Annotated in this window: 26 protein-coding genes and 1 tRNA gene; 16 read left to right on the top strand and 11 right to left on the bottom strand. The window is 68.3% G+C overall.

The genetic code is table 11. From position 1 onward, the window contains the following. Positions 1-85: 85 nt before the first annotated feature. Positions 86-994, top strand: coding sequence for an archaeosortase A (gene artA / locus GQS65_RS03230; protein WP_158203242.1), 909 nt, complete (start codon positions 86-88; stop codon positions 992-994). A 6-nt stretch (positions 995-1,000) separates the two neighbouring features. Continuing rightward, a complete protein-coding gene (gene artA, locus GQS65_RS03235; protein ID WP_158203243.1) occupies positions 1,001-2,011 on the top strand; it encodes an archaeosortase A in 1,011 nt (336 codons plus the stop codon). A gap of 24 nt (positions 2,012-2,035) precedes the next feature. Here the strand turns inward: artA (GQS65_RS03235) and dph5 are convergent, their stop codons facing one another. Beyond that, positions 2,036-2,923 carry a diphthine synthase gene (gene dph5, locus GQS65_RS03240; protein WP_158203244.1) on the bottom strand — a complete coding sequence of 296 codons (888 nt, stop codon included), beginning with the start codon at positions 2,921-2,923 and terminating at the stop codon, positions 2,036-2,038. 103 nt (positions 2,924-3,026) lie between these two features. Between dph5 and GQS65_RS03245 the strand changes: the two genes are divergently transcribed. Further along, positions 3,027-4,007 carry a class I SAM-dependent methyltransferase gene (locus GQS65_RS03245; RefSeq protein WP_158203245.1) on the top strand — a complete coding sequence of 327 codons (981 nt, stop codon included), beginning with the start codon at positions 3,027-3,029 and terminating at the stop codon, positions 4,005-4,007. A 42-nt stretch (positions 4,008-4,049) separates the two neighbouring features. Here GQS65_RS03245 and GQS65_RS03250 read toward each other — a convergent pair whose 3' ends face one another. Beyond that, complete coding sequence (locus GQS65_RS03250; protein ID WP_158203246.1) at positions 4,050-4,283, bottom strand: amphi-Trp domain-containing protein; 234 nt, start codon at positions 4,281-4,283, stop codon at positions 4,050-4,052. Between the two features lie 129 nt (positions 4,284-4,412). On the opposite strand from GQS65_RS03250, the gene GQS65_RS03255 reads away from it, so the two are divergent. Beyond that, positions 4,413-4,688 carry a HalOD1 output domain-containing protein gene (locus GQS65_RS03255; RefSeq protein ID WP_233265006.1) on the top strand — a complete coding sequence of 92 codons (276 nt, stop codon included), beginning with the start codon at positions 4,413-4,415 and terminating at the stop codon, positions 4,686-4,688. A gap of 198 nt (positions 4,689-4,886) precedes the next feature. After that, positions 4,887-5,165, top strand: coding sequence for a UPF0058 family protein (locus GQS65_RS03260; protein ID WP_158203248.1), 279 nt, complete (start codon positions 4,887-4,889; stop codon positions 5,163-5,165). A gap of 221 nt (positions 5,166-5,386) precedes the next feature. Here the strand turns inward: GQS65_RS03260 and GQS65_RS03265 are convergent, their stop codons facing one another. Then, positions 5,387-6,535: a thiolase family protein gene (locus GQS65_RS03265; protein ID WP_158203249.1), complete on the bottom strand. Its 1,149-nt coding sequence runs from the start codon at positions 6,533-6,535 to the stop codon at positions 5,387-5,389. A 297-nt stretch (positions 6,536-6,832) separates the two neighbouring features. On the opposite strand from GQS65_RS03265, the gene GQS65_RS03270 reads away from it, so the two are divergent. Together GQS65_RS03270 and GQS65_RS03275 are read left to right on the top strand one after the other, a co-directional pair. Next, positions 6,833-6,905 (top strand) — tRNA-Thr (locus GQS65_RS03270). Positions 6,906-7,277: 372 nt separating this feature from the next. Then, positions 7,278-7,838 (top strand): DUF3267 domain-containing protein, encoded by a 561-nt coding sequence (locus tag GQS65_RS03275; protein ID WP_158203250.1) that lies wholly within the window; start codon positions 7,278-7,280, stop codon positions 7,836-7,838. 31 nt (positions 7,839-7,869) lie between these two features. Here GQS65_RS03275 and GQS65_RS03280 read toward each other — a convergent pair whose 3' ends face one another. The 3 genes from GQS65_RS03280 to btuC all read right to left on the bottom strand — a co-directional run bounded on the left by GQS65_RS03280 (position 7,870) and on the right by btuC (position 10,749). Then, on the bottom strand, positions 7,870-8,598 hold the full coding sequence (locus GQS65_RS03280; protein ID WP_158203251.1) for a hypothetical protein: 729 nt from the start codon (positions 8,596-8,598) through the stop codon (positions 7,870-7,872). A gap of 106 nt (positions 8,599-8,704) precedes the next feature. After that, positions 8,705-9,616 (bottom strand): heme ABC transporter ATP-binding protein, encoded by a 912-nt coding sequence (locus tag GQS65_RS03285; RefSeq protein ID WP_449271787.1) that lies wholly within the window; start codon positions 9,614-9,616, stop codon positions 8,705-8,707. Further along, on the bottom strand, positions 9,613-10,749 hold the full coding sequence (gene btuC / locus GQS65_RS03290; protein ID WP_394351426.1) for a vitamin B12 ABC transporter permease BtuC: 1,137 nt from the start codon (positions 10,747-10,749) through the stop codon (positions 9,613-9,615). Before btuC ends, GQS65_RS03285 begins: the two co-directional genes overlap by 4 nt. Before the next feature lie 59 nt (positions 10,750-10,808). On the opposite strand from btuC, the gene GQS65_RS03295 reads away from it, so the two are divergent. The 4 genes from GQS65_RS03295 (at position 10,809) to GQS65_RS03310 (ending at position 14,092) form a co-directional block, all read left to right on the top strand. Further along, positions 10,809-11,969: a PGF-CTERM-anchored ABC transporter substrate-binding protein gene (locus tag GQS65_RS03295; protein WP_158203252.1), complete on the top strand. Its 1,161-nt coding sequence runs from the start codon at positions 10,809-10,811 to the stop codon at positions 11,967-11,969. An 89-nt stretch (positions 11,970-12,058) separates the two neighbouring features. Beyond that, positions 12,059-12,337: a signal recognition particle subunit SRP19 gene (srp19, locus tag GQS65_RS03300; RefSeq protein WP_158203253.1), complete on the top strand. Its 279-nt coding sequence runs from the start codon at positions 12,059-12,061 to the stop codon at positions 12,335-12,337. Further along, a complete protein-coding gene (locus GQS65_RS03305) occupies positions 12,334-12,561 on the top strand; it encodes an H/ACA ribonucleoprotein complex subunit GAR1 (RefSeq protein WP_158203254.1) in 228 nt (75 codons plus the stop codon). The genes srp19 and GQS65_RS03305 overlap by 4 nt, the downstream gene beginning before the upstream one ends. 502 nt (positions 12,562-13,063) lie before the next feature. Continuing rightward, entirely contained in the window at positions 13,064-14,092 is a 1,029-nt protein-coding gene (locus tag GQS65_RS03310; RefSeq protein WP_158203358.1) for a presenilin family intramembrane aspartyl protease PSH, read from the top strand. Between the two features lie 172 nt (positions 14,093-14,264). Here the strand turns inward: GQS65_RS03310 and GQS65_RS03315 are convergent, their stop codons facing one another. Beyond that, positions 14,265-15,254, bottom strand: coding sequence for an ornithine cyclodeaminase family protein (locus GQS65_RS03315; RefSeq protein WP_158203255.1), 990 nt, complete (start codon positions 15,252-15,254; stop codon positions 14,265-14,267). A gap of 90 nt (positions 15,255-15,344) precedes the next feature. Continuing rightward, positions 15,345-15,557 carry a hypothetical protein gene (locus tag GQS65_RS03320; RefSeq protein ID WP_158203256.1) on the bottom strand — a complete coding sequence of 71 codons (213 nt, stop codon included), beginning with the start codon at positions 15,555-15,557 and terminating at the stop codon, positions 15,345-15,347. Between the two features lie 264 nt (positions 15,558-15,821). On the opposite strand from GQS65_RS03320, the gene GQS65_RS03325 reads away from it, so the two are divergent. Beyond that, positions 15,822-17,111 carry an MFS transporter gene (locus GQS65_RS03325; RefSeq protein ID WP_368279786.1) on the top strand — a complete coding sequence of 430 codons (1,290 nt, stop codon included), beginning with the start codon at positions 15,822-15,824 and terminating at the stop codon, positions 17,109-17,111. A gap of 29 nt (positions 17,112-17,140) precedes the next feature. Here GQS65_RS03325 and GQS65_RS03330 read toward each other — a convergent pair whose 3' ends face one another. Further along, a complete protein-coding gene (locus GQS65_RS03330) occupies positions 17,141-17,587 on the bottom strand; it encodes a DUF3054 domain-containing protein (RefSeq protein WP_158203257.1) in 447 nt (148 codons plus the stop codon). Between the two features lie 102 nt (positions 17,588-17,689). Between GQS65_RS03330 and GQS65_RS03335 the strand changes: the two genes are divergently transcribed. Further along, positions 17,690-18,241, top strand: coding sequence for a GNAT family N-acetyltransferase (locus GQS65_RS03335; protein ID WP_158203258.1), 552 nt, complete (start codon positions 17,690-17,692; stop codon positions 18,239-18,241). Positions 18,242-18,298: 57 nt separating this feature from the next. Next, positions 18,299-18,616: a DMT family transporter gene (locus GQS65_RS03340; RefSeq protein WP_158203259.1), complete on the top strand. Its 318-nt coding sequence runs from the start codon at positions 18,299-18,301 to the stop codon at positions 18,614-18,616. 15 nt (positions 18,617-18,631) lie between these two features. On the opposite strand, the gene GQS65_RS03345 is transcribed toward GQS65_RS03340, so the two are convergent. Then, entirely contained in the window at positions 18,632-18,901 is a 270-nt protein-coding gene (locus GQS65_RS03345) for a hypothetical protein (protein WP_158203260.1), read from the bottom strand. A gap of 79 nt (positions 18,902-18,980) precedes the next feature. Between GQS65_RS03345 and fen the strand changes: the two genes are divergently transcribed. Both fen and GQS65_RS03355 read left to right on the top strand, forming a co-directional pair. Further along, entirely contained in the window at positions 18,981-19,955 is a 975-nt protein-coding gene (gene fen, locus GQS65_RS03350; RefSeq protein WP_158203261.1) for a flap endonuclease-1, read from the top strand. Between the two features lie 70 nt (positions 19,956-20,025). After that, a complete protein-coding gene (locus GQS65_RS03355) occupies positions 20,026-20,286 on the top strand; it encodes a BolA family protein (protein ID WP_158203262.1) in 261 nt (86 codons plus the stop codon). Positions 20,287-20,319: 33 nt separating this feature from the next. Here GQS65_RS03355 and GQS65_RS03360 read toward each other — a convergent pair whose 3' ends face one another. Beyond that, positions 20,320-21,480 carry an ABC transporter ATP-binding protein gene (locus tag GQS65_RS03360; RefSeq protein ID WP_158203263.1) on the bottom strand — a complete coding sequence of 387 codons (1,161 nt, stop codon included), beginning with the start codon at positions 21,478-21,480 and terminating at the stop codon, positions 20,320-20,322. Positions 21,481-21,482 lie beyond the last annotated feature (2 nt).

Consider the following 21,482-nt stretch of genomic DNA (forward strand, 5'->3'; position numbering starts at 1 on the left):
ACCGGGCGACGGAGATTCGCTGGTACTGACCCGCCCGGACCACAGGAGACTTATCCACCCGCGCCAGAGGTACAGTCAGGATTTCATGGCATCACCTACGACCGACCTGCTGGCGTGGCTCGTCGTCGGCCTGTTCACCGGTGGCTCGCTGCTGGTGACCGTCGACCGTCGCCTCGGCCGGTCGCTCTGTGTCCTCGCGTGGGGCGTCTTCGCCGTCTTCTGGGCGCTGCTGGTCCCCCACTTCACCTTCGTCGTCCAGAGCGCCATCGAGGGCGTCGCCGCCGCCGTCGCGGTTCCGGGCTGTCTCTACGCCGGCTACCTCCTCGCTCGCGGCCGTGACTCGTTGCTGGTGCTCTCGCGGGCCGTCGGCGTGATGGGGCTCATCTACCTCCCCTTCCTCACGAGCGACGCGCTCCGAGGCTGGCTCATCGAGACCGTCGCCGTCCAGACGCAGTGGGGTATCAATCTCCTGGGGTACTCCCCCGAACTGATGACCAGCGAGTCCGGTTACGAGTCGCTGTTCGTCTTCCGGCGTCACGGCCTGGTCAACGCCACCGAAATCGTCCTGATGTGTACCGGTCTTGGGAGCCTCACCATCTTCGGTGGTCTCATCGCGGCCGTCGACGCGCCGCTACGCCGGAAACTACAGGCGGCGGCCGTCTCGATACCGGTCATCTACGCACTCAACCTCGTGCGCAACGTCTTCATCGCCGTCGCGTTCGGCGACCAGTGGTTCCAGTGGCTCTACGGCCCCGCGAACGCGGTGTTCGCCCTCGACTCCCCCGAACTGGCGTCGTTCTACGTCGCCGACCGCGTGCTCGCCCAGTCGCTGTCGGTCGTCGCGCTCGTCGCCATCCTCTGGCTGGTCGTCAACCGACTCCCCGAACTGCTCGTCGTCGTCGAGGACGTGCTCTACATCCTCACCCGCCGCGAGTACGACCTCGAACGCGCGTTCGACCTCGACACGACCGAGAACGCCTCGGCCGCGGACTGACCCGCCATGACCGCCCTCCTGCAGACCGGAGACGCACTCCTCGACGCGCTCGCAGCGCTCGGCGTCCTCTCGGACCCGCTGGCGTGGCTGGTCGTCGCCACGTTCCTCGGCGCGGCGCTCCTCGACGTCGCGGAGCGACGCGAGGCCCGGCCGCTGGCCGTCGTCGGGTGGGTGCTGTTCGGCCTGTTCTGGCTCACATTGGTCCACCACTTCGTGGTCGTCCAGAAGAGCATCGTCGAGGGCGTCGGCGTCGCGCTCGCGGTTCCGGGCTGTCTCTACGCCGGCTACCTCCTGGCGAACGGCCGCGAATCGCTGATGGTCCTCTCGCGGGCCGTCGGCGTGATGGGCCTCGTGTTCTTCCCGATACAGGCTATCGGCCCGGCCCGCCAGTTCCTCATCGAGTCGGTCACTCAGCAGACCGAGTTCGTCATGGGACTGCTCGGCCAGACCGCGCCGACGGACTTCACCGTCGTCAGCGGGGCGACCGTCGACCCACCGCGCCGTGACTACCAGAACACCTTCGAGTTCTACCAGGGCGACCACCGCATCACCTACACCATCCTCGTCGCGTGTACCGGTCTCGGGAGCATGGCTATCTTCGCGGGTCCCATCCTCGCGGTCCGGGCACCGTGGCGACGCAAACTCCGGGCGCTGGCGGTGAGCATCCCCGTCATCTACGGACTCAACATCGCCCGCAACGTCTTCATCGCCATCGCGTTCGGCCAGAGTCGCCTCCAGGTGTTCCCGACCCTCGTCATGGACCTGTTCGGGACGACCGACCCCTACATGGTGTCGTACTACGTCGCCGACCGACTGCTCGCACAGTTCCTGTCGGTCGTCGCACTCGTCGGCATCACGTGGTTCGTCGTCCGCGAACTGCCCGAAATCGCGGTCGTCCTCGACGACGCGCTCTACCTGCTGACCAGGAAGGAGTACGACCTCGCGGCCACGCTCGGGGCGGACCCGTCGGGCGACCGGCCGACCGCGGCGGCGACCGACCGGCCGACCGACGACTGACCCGCGACCGCGTCACACCACCGCTCAGACGGTGGACTCCTCGACGAGCGCCGCGGGTGCGTCCGCGAGTTCGCGGAGGGCGTCGGCTTCGAGCAGGTGGAGGTCGCCGGGAATCACCAGCAGGTGGAGGGGGCCCCCGAACGCCCGGTCGGCGAGGGTGTCGAGTCGGTCGGCGGCGACGAGCGGGTCGGGGCTCCCGGCACGACAGACCGCCACGGCGAGCGTCTCGGGGAGCGCCCCGCTCAGCAGGTCCGCCGCGTAGTCCGCGGACATGAACTCCTCGTGTTCGCGTTCGTCGGTCGCCAGTTCGGCGTTGCGGCGGTCGGTCGAACTCCCCCGCACCTTGATATCGAGGAAGACGAGCGTGTGGAGGCCACGTTCGCGGTTGGCCGCGATGGTGTCGAGGACGCTGTCGGGGACGCCGTCGCCCCCGTCGTCGGAACGCGTCGCGTTCTGGCTGGCACGTGAACCGCGCCGGGATTCACGACTGTGGACGAACGGGAACGGGAGCGTCGTCGCCTTCCCGAACCGGTAGTTCTGGAGGCCCGTCAGCGAGGAGGCGGCGGCCTCGGCGGTGGTGCCGTGGACGACACGCGTCTCGATGCCGCGTGCTTCCGCCCGCATCCGCAGGTCGACGTGTGTCGTCGAGATCATCGTGTCGCCCGCAGTGAAGAAGACGACGTCGACGTCTTCGGCCGCATCGAGGATGGGGTCGGGGTTCTGTTCGACACCGGCACGGTCCCGAACCTCGACGTCGCAGTCGTGGAACGTCTCCAGTTGGTCGAGCGAGCTTCCCATCAGCCGCGAGGTGTAGAACTCGGCGAAGACGCGGTCGGCCGCTGCGAGCGTCTCTCGGCCCTCGAGGGTCACCGAGCGCTCGTCCCAGAGTCCCAGTCCGACGAACGTGAGCATACTCCCGGTGGTCGGCGCGGAGGCTTAACCGCGTGGACTCGTCGGCGGCCGGGACGCCACGGCGAAGCGTCACGCTTAGCCCACCCCGCCCGCGAGAGAGCGTATGGAAGTGCCCTGTGTCCGCGTCCGCCCGCAGGACGGCGAGGCGACGCGGAGTGCCCTCGCCGCCCGTGACCTGGTCGACGGCGACCACGAGATTACGGTCGAAGAGGGCTGGCTCTACGTCCCCGTCACCGAGGCGAGTGTCGCCGCGAACGCAGGGTACGACGTCGTCGCCCACGACGTGGCGGCGCGGCGCGGTCAACTGATGCCCGCCGACGTCCTCGGCGAGGAACCCAGCTACGAGCGTCTCGGCGACATCGCCATCGTCGACGAGGAGGACCCCGACAGGGCACGGGCCGTCGCCGACGCCATCGTCGAGAGCGACCTCCCGGTCGAGAGCGTCCTCAACCGCGCGTCGAAGGTCAAGGGCGAACTCCGGGTACGAGACTGGGAGGTACTGGCCGGGGACACCCGGACCGTCCACCGCGAGTACGGCTACGAGTACGTCCTCGACCTGGCGACGGTCTACTTCTCGCCGCGTCTCGCCACCGAACGTCACCGAGTCGCCCGGCAGGTCGACGCGGGCGAACGGGCGTTCGACATGTTCGCCGGCGTCGGCCCGTTCGTGATTCCCTTCGCGGGACGTGGGGCGACCTGCGTCGGGACGGACCTCAACGGGGCGGCCATCGAGTTCCTGCTGGAGAACGCGGAACGCAACGGCGTCGCCGACCGGGTCACGGCCGTCGCGAGGGACGTCCGCGAGGTGGCGACCGACTACGAGGCCTGGGCGGACCGACTGGTGATGAACCTCCCACACAGCGCCGACGCGTTCCTCGATACGGCCGTCGCGCTGGCGGGCGACGACTGCGTGGTTCACTACTACGACATCCAGCACGACGAGGACCCGTTCGGCCCCGGCGAGCGAGCCATCCGCGACGCTGCGGGGTCGAGTTACGAGGTGCGCGTCGAGAACCGCCACGTCGTCCGGTCGTACGCACCCCACGAGGAGAACGTCTGTCTGGACGTTCGGCTCACGCGGTGAGGCTGCGGACCGTCGTCACGGGTCGGGACGGTCGGTCGTCGATTACGGCTTCCACTCCATCGTGACCGTGATGGTCTCGCGGTTGCCCCTGAGGAGCGAGGAGCGCTCTTTGACGCTGATCTCGTAGGTGACCTCCTCGGACGGCGAGAGTTCGACGGTCTTGTTACCGACGCGGATGCTGCCCGACCCCTCCCGTATCTCCCGTGCCAGGCCTTCGAGTCGGTCGGCGGCGTCCTCGCGCGAGAGCTTGGCTTCGTCCTGCAGTTTCTCCGCCATGTGCATACGAACGAGAGGACGCGGGATAAGAGTGCGGCCCTGTATCTGCAAGGAGACCGGTCTGTGAGGCGCTGACGTGGCCGTTCTGCTTCAGTACACTTATACACGATGAGTGGCGACGTCGAGAAAATGTCCCACTTCCGCCGGTTCGACGAAGCGGCCAGTACGGCCGTCGTCGATGCGGTCGCTTCCGCGGAGGGAGTGCCCCCTCGAAGACTCGAACCGCTCTACGACACCATCGACCCGGACGCGCTCGACGCCCTCGTCACCGACGACGCGTCGGTCGACGTCCGGTTCGAGTATGAGTGGTACACGGTTCGCGTTCACGGAGAAGGCCGTCTCGAACTCCAGTCGAACGTCGCCACGACGGTCACCGACACCGACCCGAGCGCCGCCTCGGACTGAGCGCTCGACGTCGACTCTCGACTCCCGTCGCCGTCCGGCCCGTGAACCCGTCTCTCGTCCCCTCTTCTGGCTCCACACGGTCGTTTCTCGTCGGCCCTGAATCGACCCCTGACGACGCTCCTAGCGCCACTGTGACGGTGGTATGGTGTGGCGTATCTCGAAGGTTTTAGGCACGCCAAACACTTAGCGGAAGACACCATGAGAAAACGGGAGTTGGTCCATTTCCACGCCTTGCTCGACCGTATTCGGTGGTTCGTCGACGAGCGGGGAGACCTCCCCGAGGAGACGCTCGGCGAGTACGACGAACTCGACGTCGCCCCCACCGCCGTCTACCGGTCGAAGCAGGCACACGAGGACGCGGTCGTGACCCTCACGGAGTCGCTCGCGGAGACGCTCGGCGACGACAGCCCGGCCACGAGACGGACCGACGACTCCGACGCCACCGACGAGTCGACGCCGCCGGTCCACAGCGACTGACCGCGCCTCGCGCCGAGCGCCCGCCGTCGAGGAGTCGACGGACTCGAAGCTATCGTTAAGTGTCCGGTCACCGTGACGGTTCGCATGGACGGCTCCGACCGGTTCTTCCTGTTCGTCACGGTGCTCATCTTCGTCGTCATCGTCGCCGGAATCGCGTTCAGCCTCCTCTGAGGCGGCCGGCGAAGCCCGCACGCCGCGGGTGGTCAGCGAGCGGCGGGTCTTCAGACCCGTTCGACGATGGTGGCGATACCCTGCCCGAAGCCGATGCACATCGTCGAGAGCGCACGCTCGGCCCCCGTCCGGTCGAGTTCGTGGACGAGTTTCGTCACCAGTGCGGACCCCGTCGCCCCGAGCGGGTGGCCGTGGGCGATAGCACCGCCGTTGACGTTCGTCTTCGCCCAGTCCGCACCGGTCTCTTCGAGCCACGCGAGCACGACGGGTGCGAACGCCTCGTTGACCTCGAAGAGGTCGATGTCGTCGACGGTCAGGTCGGCTCTCTCCAGCACTCTCTCGGTCGCCGGAATCGGTCCCAGCAACATCGTGACGGGGTCGACGCCGACGACCTCGGTCTGGACGATGCGGGCTTTCGGCTCCCAGCCGTGCGCTCGGGCCGCCTCCTCGCTGGCGACGACCATCGCGCTCGCCCCGTCGACGATGCCCGAGGAGTTACCGGCGTGGAGGACTCCGTCACCCTCCTCGCGGAAGGCGAGCGGCAGGTTCGAGAGGCCCGCCACGTCCGTCCCCGGTCGTGGGTGGCCGTCCTCGGTGACGGTGACCGACTCGCCGTCGAGTTCGGTGTCGACCGGAACGAGTTGGCTCTCGTAGCGCCCCTCGTCCCACGCCTCCTTCCAGCGCCGTTGTGACTCGACGGCGAGTTCGTCCACGTCCGACCGGGTCAGGTCGTAGCGCTCGGCGATTCGCTCCGCCCCCTCACCCTGTGTCGTCAGCTCCTCGAACTGTTCGAAGTACGTCGGCGTGACGTCCGTCCCGTCGGAACTCATCGGGACGCGCGTCATGTGCTCGACGCCACCGGCGACGACGACGTCCTGGAAGCCCGCCCGGACCTGCCCTGCGGCGAAGTTGACCGCCTGCTGGCCCGACCCGCACATCCGGTTGAGCTGTACCCCCGGCACCTGGTCGCCCCACCCCGCCACCATCGGTGCGATGCGGGCGATGTTCCACCCCTGTTCGTCGACGGGCGTCACACAGCCGTAGACGACGTCGTCGACGACGACGGGGTCGAACCCCAGTCGCTCTTCGAGCGCCCGGAGCGGGGCCGCAGCGAGGTCCTGTGGGTGTGTGTCGCGGAACTCTCCACCACGCTTCCCGAACGGCGTCCGTACTGCGTCGACGATGACTGCGTCCTGCATACGATGGTGGTTGGTGACGAGGGCCAAAGAGCTTCGCCCGCCCTCACGCTCCGGTCGCTCCTCGCCTCGCTCCGGCCACTGTGGAGGGCGCTCGACGAGACGCCGGCAGGGGACGCCCACGGCCACCAGCACGTGAGGAGGCGGAGACCACCGAGGAGGCGGTTCGGAGACGTGACAGAACCAGCCAGTCCACGCTCACGAACGGACGCACGGACGTGCCGTCCGTCAGTCCGGCGCACGCACGCCACCACTCCGCAACCCTTATCTTTCCGTTGCCACCAGTATCTGGTACACCCCGCCGGTGTAGCTCAGCTGGCAGAGCGATTCCTTCGTAAGGAATAGGCCGAGGGTTCAAATCCCTCCACCGGCTCTCTCTGTTCCCACTACTCGACCGCTGAGCCACACGTGTGGCAGCCGTCTCTCTCGATTCTCGGACTCTCTCACGAACGTGACTGTGTGCCGACTTACGGCGTCGGTATCGGGTACCTGTCGTCCGGAAGCCACAGGATAACAATATCCTCGACTCGTGTCTCTCGGATTGCGGGAGAGCAGTGCCACACGTTCTCTCGCCGAACGTTGCAAGTCGGACTCGCTCGGTGGCTGGGGGGTCACCGGACGAACCGACGTTCTGAAGCGACGATCTCTCCGACCGGTCAGCGACGGCTCTCGGTCCGACGACGTCTCCTCGGGGCATATCGTGAGCCCAAAGATTGATTCGGGGCCGATACTGCGGTCCGCTCGAATGAAGGACGTCGAGTCGCCGGGTGGGTACGAACCTTACCGACGCTACCCGGTCGGTGGGATGAGCGTCGACTTCGCCGCCATCGGTATCGCCCTCCTCCTCTGGCAGGGGTTGGGAATCGAATCGCTCTTCGGCGACCTCGCCGTCGCGGAACTGATCGCGGTACTGTTCGTCGCGGGTCCGGTCGTCGTCGCCCACGAGGGCACCCACTACCTGGCGGGTCGAGCGCAGGGGCTGACCCCGACGGTCCACTGGGGACTCCCGACACCCTACGCGGTGCCGCTGCGACAGCACGTCCGTCGCGGGCAGAACCTCGTGGTCCTGTTGGCACCGACGGTGGTTCTCAGCGGCGGTGCCCTCGTCGTCGGCTCACAGGTCGCGTCGCCGCTCGTGCAGTCGGTCTGTGGCTTCGTCGTCCTCGTCAACACCGCGTGTGCGGCCGGCGACCTGGTCGGTGCGGTGTGGCTGGCGTGGCAACCGCCGGGGACCGTCGTCTACCTCGATACGGCACAGGAGGGAGCGCACGAACTGTACGCACGACCGGAGTCACGGCGAGAGTAAGAGTCGGTCCGTGCTGCCGTCGACAGGTCGCTCAGCAGAGGTCGACCGTGGCGTAGACGTAGCCGTCGTCGGTGACCGTGACACCGACACCGGCCTTCTTCGCGTTCTGCAGGCTCAGCTTCTCCGTGGCCGTCTCGTCGGCCGTCCACTCCGCGAGCAGTTGGTCGGCGATGACCCGTTCGTTCGGGTCGTCGCCCGTCTCGAGCGTGATGCGGGTGATGACCTCCAGTTCCTCACCGTCGCGGATGCCCCGGTTGTCGTCGTTCGGGACGCGACAGTGGTTGTAGCGGTCGAACTTCTCGTAGCGAGCACGCGTCGAGAGGCCGTTCGCGGCGTGTGCGGGGTAGCCCTGGTCGGCCATCGCGTCGCTGTGTGACTGTGCCATCTTCCCGAGAGTCGCTTCGTCGGCGAGCGACCCCAGACCGCTGCGGACCTCCTCGTCGATGGCCACCCGAAGGTGCCCTTCGACGGCGGTCGTGTTGACCGACGACGCCGAGAAGGTCGGTGTCGGTTCGGGTGTCGCGGTCGGGTCGGGCGTCGACGACGCCGTGGTCGGGTCGGCCGTCACCGCCGTCGTGGTCGTCGGTGCGGACGTCGCCGGCGTCGTCGACGCCGGTGCCGACTGCCCGGCGGGGGTCGCAGTCACTGCGGGTGTCGTCTCACCGACGCTGCCACCGAACTGCATCCCGAGCAGGCCGCCGACCACGAGCGACGCGATGACGACGGCCCCGAGAACCAGAACGAGGACCTTGTTTACCATGCGGGGTCGTTAGTCTCGGCATACATCTAACTTTTGGATACATACATACCGTCGAAACATTCTGTGTGGGGGACTATCCCCTCGAATCGGAGGGCCGACCGACGACTCACTCGTCGCCGCCGTCCGGCCGGGCGTCGACCCGGCGGGAGTCCTCGGGGCCGCCGTCGGGTAGCCCCACCGTACCGTCCGCCTCGCCCGTCGTGTCCGTACTCCGGCGCTCCGCGACGACGTCCTCGAGAGGGGTCTCGTGGTCCGCCAGTGCGGTGACGGTGGGCGTCCCCGTGACGGGGTTGGACCGGACGGCCGTCCGCGTCCCGAACGCTCGTTCGAGGACCGGTTCGTCGAGCACCTCTTCGGGCGGGCCGGCGGCGAGGACGCGACCGCCGGCGACGACCAGCAACGCGTCGCAGAACCGCGCGGCGAGGTCGAGGTCGTGGATGGCCGCCAGGGCGGTCTTCCCCTCGTCGACGAGCGACCGGACGAGCGAGAGCGTCCGCACCTGGTGGTTGATGTCGAGGCTGGCGGTCGGTTCGTCGAGGAGCAAGACGGGCGTCTGCTGGGCCAGCGCACGGGCGAGGAGGACGCGCTGTCGCTCCCCGCCGCTGACCGCCCCGACCGAGCGGTCGGCGAGTGTGTCGACCTGTGCGCGTTCCAGTGCCGCGTCGACCGCGTCGCGGTCGGCCGTCGTCGCCCGCTCGAACCGACCACGGTGGGCGGTTCGTCCCATCGCCACCACCTCGCGGACCGGGAAGTCGAACGCGAAACTCGTGTCCTGGGGGACGGTCGCCACGCGACGGGCGAGCGCCCGTGCGGAGAGCGACGCCACGTCCTCGCCGTCGACGGTCACGGACCCCGAATCGGGTGTCAGGATGCCGTTGACGGTCCTGAGTAGCGTCGTCTTTCCCGCCCCGTTGGGGCCACAGACGCCGACGAGCGTCCCCGCCGCCACGTCGAACGAGACGTCGTCGAGCACCCGTTCGCCGCCCAGCGATACGCTCACGCCGTCGCCGTGTATCACAGTGTCCGCACCTCCCGGCTACGAAGCAGGTAGAGGAAGAACGGTGCGCCGAGCGCGGCGGTGACGATACCGACGGGGAGTTCGGCGGGTCCCGACCGTGCGACGGCGTCGGTGGCGACGAGGAAGACGCTCCCGGCGAGCGCGCTCGTCGGGAGGAGGAGGCGGTGGTCGGGGCCGACCAGCAGGCGCATCACGTGCGGGACGACGAGGCCGACGAAGCCGACGACGCCCGCGACGGCCACCGCGGCGGCCGTGACGAGACTCGACACCGCCAGCAGGACGCGCTTGGTCCGTTCGACCTCGATACCGAGTGCGTGAGCGTCCTCCTCGCCCATCAGGAGGACGTTCAGGTCGCGGCTGTAGACGGCGAGCACGACGAACCCGACGAGCGCCAGCGGGAGCGTGACGACGACGTCGTTCCACGAGGCGGCCGAGAGGTGGCCCATGAGCCAGTAGAGCGCCTGTCCGACCGACTCGTCGGCCTGCAACAGGAGATACGACACGACCGCACCCAGAAGCGTCTGGATAGCGACGCCCGCGAGGAGGAGCGTGGCGACGGGCGTCCGCCCGCCGTCGGTGGCGACGAGGTAGACGGTGAACGCCGTCACGAGTGCGCTGGCGAAGGCGAACACCTGGAGGGGACCGACCAGCGGGACCAGCCCCAATAGCGGGATCGCGGCGACGAAGCCGGGAAAGACGATGGTGGTGACCGCACCGACGGCCGCGCCCGTCGAGACGCCGACGATGGAGGGGTCGGCCATCGGGTTCCGAAAGAACCCCTGCATGACCGTCCCGGCGCTGGCGAGTGCGAACCCCACGACGGCGGCCAGCGCGACGCGTGGCGCACGTAACTGGACGACGATGGTCTGGGCCGACGCGGGCACCGCGAACCCGAACGGTCGGACGTACTGCAGGTCGACGCCGAGCCACGGAACCTGTCCCACGAGCGGGACGCCGAGCGCACCCCCCGTAACCGAAAGCCCCGCGGGCACGCTGACGGCGTTCAACATCGCCTTGGCGACGACGACGGGCGAGAGGTCGACGGTGCCGTAGGCGACGCTCCCGAGCGAGACGGCGACCAGCGCGGCCGCTAACCCGCCACACCACAGGCCGAGTCGTCGCCACGACTGCACGTTCACAAGCCTGGTTGGATTAGATAAATACTTGTTGCACTGGTGTGCATCCCGAGTCGATGCGACGAATCACGCTCGCCTTGCTCGTCGTCCTCTCGGTCCTCGCGGGACCGGCGACGGCGATGGGCGCGGCGGCCCCCGAGACGGCCGCAGTGAGCCAGGAATCGACACAGTGTAGCGACCCGTTCATCGGCACGGACGCGACCGGTACCGAGGTGACCGTCGACGAGGACCCCGAACGCATCGTGACGCTCGGAGCCGACATCGCCCAGATACTGTGGGAGATAGACGCCGAGGAGAAGGTCGTCGGGATGCCCGTCCGTTCGTACACCGCGTACCTGAACGGTTCCGACTCGCGCGAGGACGTCTACACCGAGGACGGCACCGCCGTCGACGTGGAGTCCGTCGTCGCGCTGGAACCGGACCTCGTCGTCGCGCCGGCCATCATCCCGAACTCGACGGTCGAGCGGTTGCGCGAGACGGGCCTCACGGTCTACCGGACCGGCTTCCCGGCCTCCATCGACGGTATCTACGAGAAGACCGAACTCGTCGGCCGACTCGTCGGCGAGTGCGAGGCCGCGAACGAGACGGTCACGGAGATGCGCGACCGCGTCGAAGCGGTCGAGACGGCCGTCGAGGGCCGCGAGCGCCCCGGCGTCCTCTACGTCTCCTTCGGCTTCACCGCCGGGAACGGCACGTTCGTCGACGAGGTACTCACGACGGCGGGCGGGACCAACCTCGCCGCCGAAGCCGGTGTCACGGGGTTCAAGGAGTTGAACGAGGAGGTCGTCGCCGACACGAACCCGGAGTACGTCGTCTACCCGTCGGGCGGCAGCGTCCCCGAGGGTGAACCGTACAGTTCGACGACCGCCGTCCAGCAGAACCAGACGCTCGAAGTCGACGCCAACTACATCAGTCAGGCCGGTCCGCGCGTCGTCATCGCGCTGGAGAACGTCGCCGAGACGCTCCACCCCGAGGCGTTCGAGAACGGCACCGAGACGCCGACGGAGCGCCCCACCGGCACCGAGACGAGTGACGGCGAGCCGACCACCGCCGGCGACGGTGACCCCGGAGCCACCGCGACGACCCAACCGGTCGCCACCGACGGCGGTGCGACGACGGCCGAGACGACCACCTCCTCCGGAACCGGCCCCGGCTTCGGTGTCGTCGTCGCACTCGTCGCACTCGTCGCCACGGCGCTGCTCGCCCGCCGCGACTGAGAGGTCTCGTCTCCTCTCGCTGTCCTCGTCCGTCGAACGCTCGCCGTGTCCCGAAAGCTAGTTCCCTCGCGCCGGGAGAACGTACGGGTATGGTCGAGAACGTCATCTGGCCCGCCGCGCTCGACGCCAACTGCTCGCGCGCGGAGGGCCGCCGGGTCTCGCTGGACCTCGCGGTCCCGGACCCGACCGTCGAGGAGATAGCGAAGGCCGTCCAGCAGGTCGGCTACGACGCCAGGGTCGAACGCGAGAAACGCTACCCCCGCGAGTACGAGACGCGAGGCCGGGTCATCGTCGAGAACGCCGACGACGCCGGGAAGTCGGACCTCCTCCAGGCCGTCGCCGCCTACGTCGGCGCACTCCGGACATGAAGCGCGTCGGCGAGGTGGTCCGGACCGCACAGGGACTCGCCGTCGTCCGCGCTCCCGACGAACAGTACGCCGACATCGGGACGATGGTGCTCGACGAGAACCTCGACGACGTGGGCCGGGTCGTCGACGTGTTCGGCCCCGCCTCGAAGCCCTACCTCGCGGTGACGCCCGACGCCGGGGTCCACCTCCCTACTCTCCTCGGGAACGTGCTCTACGCCCGCTGATGGAGACAGTACCTGTCGACGGTCGTGAGCGTTTCGAGCGATGCCCTCCCGCCGTCGTCTCCTCCGTAACTCGTCGCTCGTCGTCGCCACTTCACTCGCCGGGTGTCTGTCGATGGGCGATTCCCCGTCGGACCCAGTGGCCGACGACGCCACCGCCTCGAAGTCGTCCGAGACGACCGGTTCGTCTCCGGTCACCGGAGCCTCGCCGTCGGTCCGGGAACGTCGGTACCTCCCCCAGACCGTCGAGGAGTTCTCGATGTTCTCCGAAGGCGGCTACCTCTCGTTCCGGTTCCACGGTGTGGCGGACGACACGCTCAGGGTTCGACTCGGGGACGTCGACCACACCGTCTCGATACTGCGTGACTGGTTCGACTGTAACGCTCGGAGCGTTGAACTACCGGTACGCGAGACGACGGCGGAGGACCAGCGGATGTCGACGATGATGGACTGCCAGGGGACGACGGAACGCAACGCCCAAGCGTGCGGGTCCGAACCTCGGAGTATGAGACGGTCCCTCCTCGCCACCGGCGCGACGCTCGCGCTGTTTCTGGTCGTTCAACTCGGCGCACTCGCGCTCGCCAACCCGTTCGTCGACGCGGGCTACCAGACCGTCGAGGACCCCTCCGACCCGACCAACAGCGTCGTCTACGTCGTCGCCATCCTCGTCGCCACGGGCGTCATGCTCGCGGCGTTCAAGTACGACGCCGACGTGCTGATTCGGGGCCTCATCGTCTTCTCCAGCGCGTCGCTGTCGTACTACGCGCTCTCAATCCTCCCCGCCGGAGTCGGTGTCCTGGGCCTCAACGGCGTGGCGCTGGTCGGCGCACTGCTCGTCGCCGTCGGCCTCGTCGTCTACCCCGAGTGGTACGTCATCGACGCCGCCGGCATCCTGATGGGGATGGGCGGGGCCGCGCTGTTCGGCATCAGTTTCGGCCTCCTCCCGGCCATCCTCCTGTTGACCGTGCTCGCCGTCTACGACGCCATCAGCGTCTACGGCACCGAACACATGCTCTCGCTGGCGTCGGGCGTGATGGACCTGAAGGTCCCCGTCGTGCTGGTGATTCCGATGACGTGGTCGTACTCCTACCTCGACGGCGAGACGGCCACCGACGGCGGCGCGGAGCAGGGCGACGAGGCGGCGACGGGTGACGACGGGACACACGACGACCCCACCGGGGAGTCGACCCCGAGCGGCGACGTGACGGCCGCGGAGCGTCCCGACGCCTCGGAGCGCGACGCGTTCTACATCGGCCTGGGCGACGCCGTGATGCCCACCGTCCTCGTCGTGAGCGCGGCCGTCTTCCTCGACACGCCGGCGCTCGTCGACGGGACGGTTCTGACGCTCCCGGCACTGACCGCGCTCGTCGGAACCCTACTCGGTCTCACGGTACTGGTCCAGTTCGTGATGCGGGGCCGGGCACACGCCGGTCTGCCGCTGCTCAACGGCGGCGCTATCGGCGGTTACCTCGTCGGTGCGCTCGTCGCGGGGGTCCCGCTACTGGAGGCACTGGGCCTCGCGCCGTATCTCTGACCCACGGTCGCTCGTCGGACCGCTCGTCGTCTCGTCACGGTGCCACGACAGCCGACGGGACTGTCTCACGTGGGATAGAGTTATGTGGTGTGACGACACAGCATCCGATGCTGGTGGCGTGTCCACATCTGACACGGCTCACCAGTCGCCTCATTCCTTTCTGACCCGTCGCTCAGCGACCCGTGAGCGCCTCGCTCCCCGGTGCGATGTCGAACGTCTCGCCGAGGCCGGCGTCGACGGCCTTCTCGTAGAGCATGTAGGCCGCGGCGACCGTCTCGATACCGGTCCCACCGGAGTCGAACACGGTTATCTCGTCGTCGGACTGCCGACCGGGGACGTCGCCCGCGAGCACCGCACCGAGGTCACCGTGGACGTCCGCCTCGGTGACGGCCCCCTCCTCCATCGCCTGGATGAACGACCCGGCGTCGCTCGTCGCCCGTGCGTGGAGGTCCGGGACGTACGTCGCCCGCTGGACGGTCGTCGTGTCGAGTTCGCGCTTCTCGGGGTCGTACTGGCCCATCGCGGTGACGTGCGTGCCGGGTTCGAGCACGTCGCCGTCGAACACCGGTTCGGACGCGTTCGTGGCGGTGACGACCACGTCCGCGCCCTCGATGGCGGCGTCCGAGGAGGCGACGGCCCCGACGCTGGCCTCGACCTCGCCGTTCATCTCGGAGGCGAACGACTCGCGGTGCTCCTTGGTCGGCGAGTAGACGTTGACCGTCGAGAAGTCGCGGACCTCCATCGCCGCCCGGAGCTGGCCGCGTGCCTGTGCGCCCGACCCGACGATGGCGAGCACGTCGGCGTCACGGCGGGCGAGTTCGTCGATACCGACGGCACCGGTCGCGCCGGTCTTGAACGGGTTCATGCTCGCGCCGTCGAGCATCGCCAGCGGCTCGCCCGAGTCGGCGTCGAACAGCGGCGTCATGAAGTGGACGTCCGCGTCGCCGAAGCCGGCGGCGTACGTGTACCCGCCCATCGCCCCCGTCTCCGGCAGGATGGCGATGTAGCTCGTGAGCATCCCTGGCGGTTCGGCGTTGACGAGTTTCGTCCGTGGTTCGGCCGGCCCTCGCTGGCGATAGCCCTCCCGGACGGCGTCGACGTACTCGGACATCTCGGCGAGTCCGGCGAGGTCCTCACTCCGCAGAAACAACGTCTCCGTCATACTCCCACCCACCGAGGCGAACGGCTTAGCGTTGGTGGGAGCAGGGAGCGTCGTCACTCGGAGGCGGGTGGCGTGTGGCGGTGAACAGGCTCAGTCCGCGTTGAACGGGCGTGTGTCGGTGGGTACTGGCGTCGAGTCCGTCGGGCCACGGACGAACAGTGCGTGGCCGATGAGCGTCACGGCGACGAGGCCCGCGAAGCTGACGGCGGTCGGTACGGCGAAACCGGCGGCGTAGAGTCCTCCAGAGATTCCCAACAGCGCGAGCGGAATGAGACCGAGGACGATATCATAGTATCCAGTCATCGTCTATCATCACTTTGTGTTACCTACGATATAAAACCATCGCCGGTATCGACGTGTATCCTTCATTAGACCCGACTCGTTGCCACAGGATATTCAACTGCTACTATTTCCATAAGTTACTGATTACTTCGGACACAAGAGATATATACAATCGATATTCCGGCCGCTGTGGTACTCTCAGAATCCGACAATCACCGGGCGGTCCCCAGGAGGGGAGACTGTCCGAACCGACGAGTTGAAACGGTCTCTCCGAGGAGGTGTGCTGTGAACGAGAACGACCGGGCGATAACCGGGTTGGTGATGCTCGCACACTCGATGGTCCACACCTACGAGTTCGCGTTCCCGGTGTTCGTCCCGCTGTGGCTCTCACAGTTCGGCACGACCGAGGCCGTCATCGGCGTGGTGCTCACGCTCGGCCTCTCGCTGTTCGGCCTCGGCTCCCTCCCCGCGGGCGTGCTCGCGGACCGCTACGGCTCGAAGGAGCTCATCGTCCTCTGTCTCGTCGGGATGGGCGGGTCGTTCCTGCTCCTCGGGGCCGCCCCCGCCGTCGGCGGCCTCCTCGGCGTCGAGTCGCTTCCGGTCGTCGGCGTCGCGCCCGAACTCGGCGTCGTCGCCGTCGCCCTCGTCCTCTGGGGGACCGCCGCCAGCGTCTACCACCCCGCCGGCCTGTCGCTCATCACCCGTGGCGTCGTCGAGCGTGGCGACGCGTTCGCCTACCACGGCACCGCCGGCAACGTCGGCACCGCGCTCGGTCCGTTCGTGACCACCGTCCTCCTGTTCGCGCTGAGCGACAACTGGGAACTCGTCGCCGCGGTGCTCGCGCTCCCCGCTCTCGCGGGGGCGCTCGCGGCGACCCGCGTCTCCGTCGACGAGATGGCCGCCGTGGCTACCGACGGCGGTGCGGACGGCGCGTCGAAGGCCGACCCCGGCGTCGACTCGCTCGGCGAGTTCCTCGCCACCTCCCGACAGCTGTTCGTCGGCGCGTTCGTCGTCGTCTTCGCCGTCGTGATGCTCTCGGGACTCTACTACCGCGGTGCACTCACCTTCCTGCCCGAACTGTTCGCCGGCTTCGACGCCATCCAACCCGTCGAACTCGCGGGGCGGGAGGTCGAACCGGGTAACTACATCTACACCGGCCTGCTCGCCGTCGGCGTCGGCGGCCAGTACGCCGGCGGAAAGCTCACCGACCGACTCCCCGTCGAACTCGGCCTCGCCGTCGGCTACGGCACGCTCGGCGTCATCGCACTCGCTTACCTCCCCGCCGCCGAAGCGGGCCTCGTCCCGTTGCTCGTTCTGAGCGCACTGCTGGGCTTTTTCCTCTTCTTCGTCCAGCCGTTCTACCAGGCGACCGTCGCGGAGTACAGCCCCGCCGAGGCACGCGGTCTCTCCTACGGCTACACGTATCTCGGCGTGTTCGGCGTCGGCGCACTCGGTGCCACCGTCGCGGGCGTCGCACTCTCGGCGTTCTCACAGGCCGTCCTGTTCGCCATCCTCGCCGGACTGGGCCTGTTCGCGGGCCTGCTCGGGTTCGTGCTCTACGGCCGCGCTCGGTAGGAGGGTCGGACCGCCGCCGAGGGCCCGATTCAGTCGCTCGACGACCGGAACCGTCGCACGGCACGGGGAACGAACGGCAGCAGGTGGAAGGGCACCAGCAACGCGAGGCCGACGCCGATGGCGACCAGCATGAACGCTACGGCGAACCCGCCGGGGAAGAACGCCGTCGCCCTGAGTGCGAGGCCGACGAGGGCCGCCCCGACCCACGCCCCGACCACGCGTGTGACGGCGGTCCGTGGCGACTGTCGTGTTCGCGCCGCGTAGACACCGGCGAGCGGGAAGAGGAGTAGCCATCCGACGTAGAAGGGAGCGGCGACGCCGGCGAACGCGCTCACCTGCTCGGACGCAGCGGTGTCGTGCTGGAGCGTCCCCGCGAAGAGGAACGCCCCGATGAGCAGCAGGTCGCCCACCACGAACCCGAGCGTCGTCGGTGAGCGGTCGATGCGTCCCCGGAGACCGGCGGTAGCCGTCGCCATGCCTCGACCTCCGAGTGCCGTGAACTTCACTCCCGTGCTCGCCACCCGTCGGTACGGGCCGCCGACCAGTCGTCCTATGTCTCCCGCGCCACTGGTCTCGGTATGCACGTCGTGGTCCTCGACAGCGCGGCCTTCCGCCTCGACCACGAGGCCTACGCCTACGCCGGGAAGTTCGTCGTCCCCGGCGGGAAGGCCGTCGCGCTCCCCGACGACACCGCAGCGGCGTTCCCGGATCCACGTGAGGGGGACGCCGAGGAGGTTCTGGGAGCTATCGCGTTCTCCGAGGACCGCACCGACGACTCGACGGTGTGGCTCCGGTACGTCACGGTGCGTCGTGACCGCCGTGGCGAGGGAATCGGCACGCGACTCGCCAGCGAGACGACCGCCCGCCTCCACGACAGGGGTTACGAGACGGTCCGCATCGCGGTCAACAACCCCTACAGCTACGAGGCGCTCTCGAAGGCCGGCTTCGGGTTCACGGGCCGCGAGACGGGGCTGGCGGAACTCGTCATGGACCACCCGAGCGACCGGGAACGCTACGACGAGGGTCTCGCACTGTTCGCCGACCGGGACCTGAGCGACGAGGAACTGACGTTCACCCGCGAGAAGCGCGAACGCGGCCCGCCAGCGGTCGGTGGCCCGCACCACGGCTGACTCGACCCGCCCGCCCCGAACCGGCGCGTTTTCATCCACGCCCCGACGACGCGGCGTATGAACCCCTGGCTCGTTCTGCTCGTCGCCGGCCTGTTCGAGGTCGTGTGGGCGCTCTCGCTCGCCGCCTCCGACGGCCTCTCGAAGCCCGTACCGACCCTCGTCACCGTCGTCGCACTGCTCGTCAGCATGGTGTTGCTCGCTCGCGCCGTCCAGGACCTCCCCATCGGCACGGCCTACGCCGTCTGGACCGGTATCGGGGCGGTCGGTGCCGCAGTCGGCGGCGTCGTGCTGTTCGACGAACCGGCGACGGTGCTCCGTGGCGTGTTCATCGCGGTCGTCCTCGTCGGTATCGTGGGTCTGGAGACGACGGCCTGAGCGTGCGTCGGGTGGTCAGGTCGGGCCGTCACGGAGCGCCGCGAGGTCCAGTCGGAACAGCGACCCAGTCGAGTATCCGGCGACGCCGACGACGGCCGCCACGACGATGCCGAGCAACGTCGCGTCCTCCGGCAGGACGACGACACCGCCGGTAACGGTGAACACGTCCACCGCGTCGGCGCCGAACGAGACGAGGCCAGCGAGGACCACGACTGCGGCGTCCACGAACCGCTCTCGACGACTCACGGACCGGCCGAGGGCGAGCGTGCGTGCGGTAGGGACCATACCGCGCCTCGTGAGTCGACCGACAAGTAGCTGTTCGTCTCTCGGGGGATTCAAGCCCGCCACCCACCACACTCCGGCAATGGGAAACGCGGACCTGCGCCAGCTCGCGGTCATCGAAGAGGTGTCGTTCGACGACGTCTCGGGCGTCGTCGCCGTCGACGCGCACAACTGGCTCTATCGGTATCTGACGACGACGGTCCGGTTCACGAACAGCGCGGCCTACACCAAGGACGGACAGGAGGTGGCCAACCTCATCGGCGTCGTGCAGGGCCTGCCGAAGTTCGTCGAACACGACCTGACGCCCGTCTTCGTCTTCGACGGCGGCGTCACCGAACTGAAATCCGACGAGGTCGACGAACGGCGCGAACAGCGCGAACGCTACGAGGAACAGCTCGACGAGGCCCGCGAACGGGGTGACGCCGCCGAGATAGCGACACTCGAATCCCGGACCCAGCGCCTCACGCCGCTCATCGTCGAGACGACGAAGGAGTTGCTCGAACTGCTGGACGTGCCCGTCGTCGAAGCGCCCGCCGAGGGCGAGGCACAGGCCAGCTACATGGCCCGGCGTGGCGACGCCGACTACGTCGGGAGCGAGGACTACGACGCCCTCCTGCTGGGCGCACCGCGAACCCTCCGGCAACTGACGAGCAAGGGCGACCCCGAGGTGATGGAGTTCCAGGCGACGCTGGACGAACACGACCTGACGTGGGAGCAACTGGTCGACGTGGGCATCCTGATGGGGACGGACTTCAACGCCGGACTGTCGGGCGTCGGGCCGAAGACGGCCGTGAAACTGGTCCACGAACACGGCGACCTGTGGGGCGTGCTGGACGCCCGCGAGGAGTACATCGACGACGCCGACCGCATCCGGTCGCTGTTCCTCAACCCCGCTATCACGGACGACTACGACTTCGACACCGACTGCTCGCCGGACGTCGACGCGGCCCGGTCGTTCGTCTGTGAGGAGTGGGCCATCCCCGAGAGCGAAGTCGAACGTGGCTTCGAGCGCATCGAGGAGGCGCTCACCCAGACCGGACTGGACGACTGGCTCTGAGCGCACCGGGGCCCGACGCCGCCGAGTCCGACCCACGCCGCTTATTCCGACGCCTGCCCGACCCGACGGTATGACACCCGAGGAAGTCGCCCGACTCATCGAGGACGGTATCGAGGACGCCGAGGCCGACGTGTTCCCGCCGCGGAACCCCGACGACGACACGCACCTCGCGGCCGTCGTCGTCTCGCCCGCCTTCGAGGGGGAGTCGCTGGTCGCACAGCACCAACTCGTCTACGACGCGCTCGGCGAACACATGACCCGCGACATCCACGCGCTGGAGCTGAAGACCTACACGCCCGAGGCGTACGAGGAACACGCACGGGACGACTGAGAAGCGTTCGTAGAGCCGGACCCCGGTCGCGCTTCAGTTGATGGTCGCCTGCGTCTCCACGTCCTCCTCGAGGACGCGGTTGTGCAACGCGTCTCCCGTCGCGGCGTCGAAGAGGTGAACCGAGTCCTCGGGGATGCGAGCGACGACGGTCGAGTCGCGCTCGACCCGCCTGAGGCCGCCGACGGTGGCGACGAACCGCTGGTCGGGTTCCTCGTCGCTCGGTTCGTCCCCGAACGAGAGATAGACGTTGTTCTCGTTGCCCATCGGTTCGACCACCTCGACGGTCGTCCGGAAGTCGTGCGCGTCGGTCGCCGACTCGACCAGCGAGACGTCCTCCGGGCGGACGCCCAGCACGCAGTCGGTGGTCTCGCCGAGGTCCGACGCGACGTCGCTCGACAGCGGGTACTCGAACCCGTCGCCGACGAGCGTCCCTCCCTCGTGGCTCACGTCGAAGAAGTTCATCGACGGGTCGCCGATGAACCCCGCGACGAACTGGTTGGCTGGTCGGTGGTAGAGTTCGAGCGGGGACCCGACCTGCATCAACTCGCCGTCGTCGAGCACCGCGATGCGGTCGCCCATCGTCATCGCCTCGGTCTGGTCGTGGGTGACGTACACCGTCGTCACGTCCAGGTCCTCCTGGAGGCGCTGAATCTCGGTGCGCATCCCGGCACGAAGCTTCGCGTCCAGGTTGCTCAGCGGTTCGTCCATCAGGAACACCTCCGGGTCGCGGACGATGGCCCGACCCAGCGCGACGCGCTGTTGCTGGCCACCGGAGAGTTCACCCGGCTTCCGGTCGAGCAGGTTCTCGATGCCCATCGTCGTGGCGGCGTCGGTGACCGTCTCCCGGATGGTGTCGTCGTCGAGGTCCGTCGACTCCTCCAGTCCGAAGCTCATGTTCTGCCGGACGGTCATGTGTGGGTAGAGCGCGTAGCTCTGAAACACCATGGCGATGTCCCGCTCCGCGGGCTGTTTCTCGTTGAGACGGCTCCCGCCGAGCCGAATCTCGCCGCTGGAGATGGTCTCTAACCCCGCGATCATCCGCAGCGTCGTCGACTTCCCACAGCCCGAGGGACCGACGAGGACGAGGAACTCCCCGTCCCCGATGTCGATGTTCACGTCGTCCACGGCGACGACCTCGCTGCCGTCACCCTCCTGAAAGACCTTCGTTACCGCGTCGAGTGTCAGTTCTGCCATGT

Origin of the sequence: Halomarina oriensis, from assembly GCF_009791395.1 — an archaeon.
Taxonomy (GTDB): Archaea; Halobacteriota; Halobacteria; order Halobacteriales; family Haloarculaceae; genus Halomarina; species Halomarina oriensis.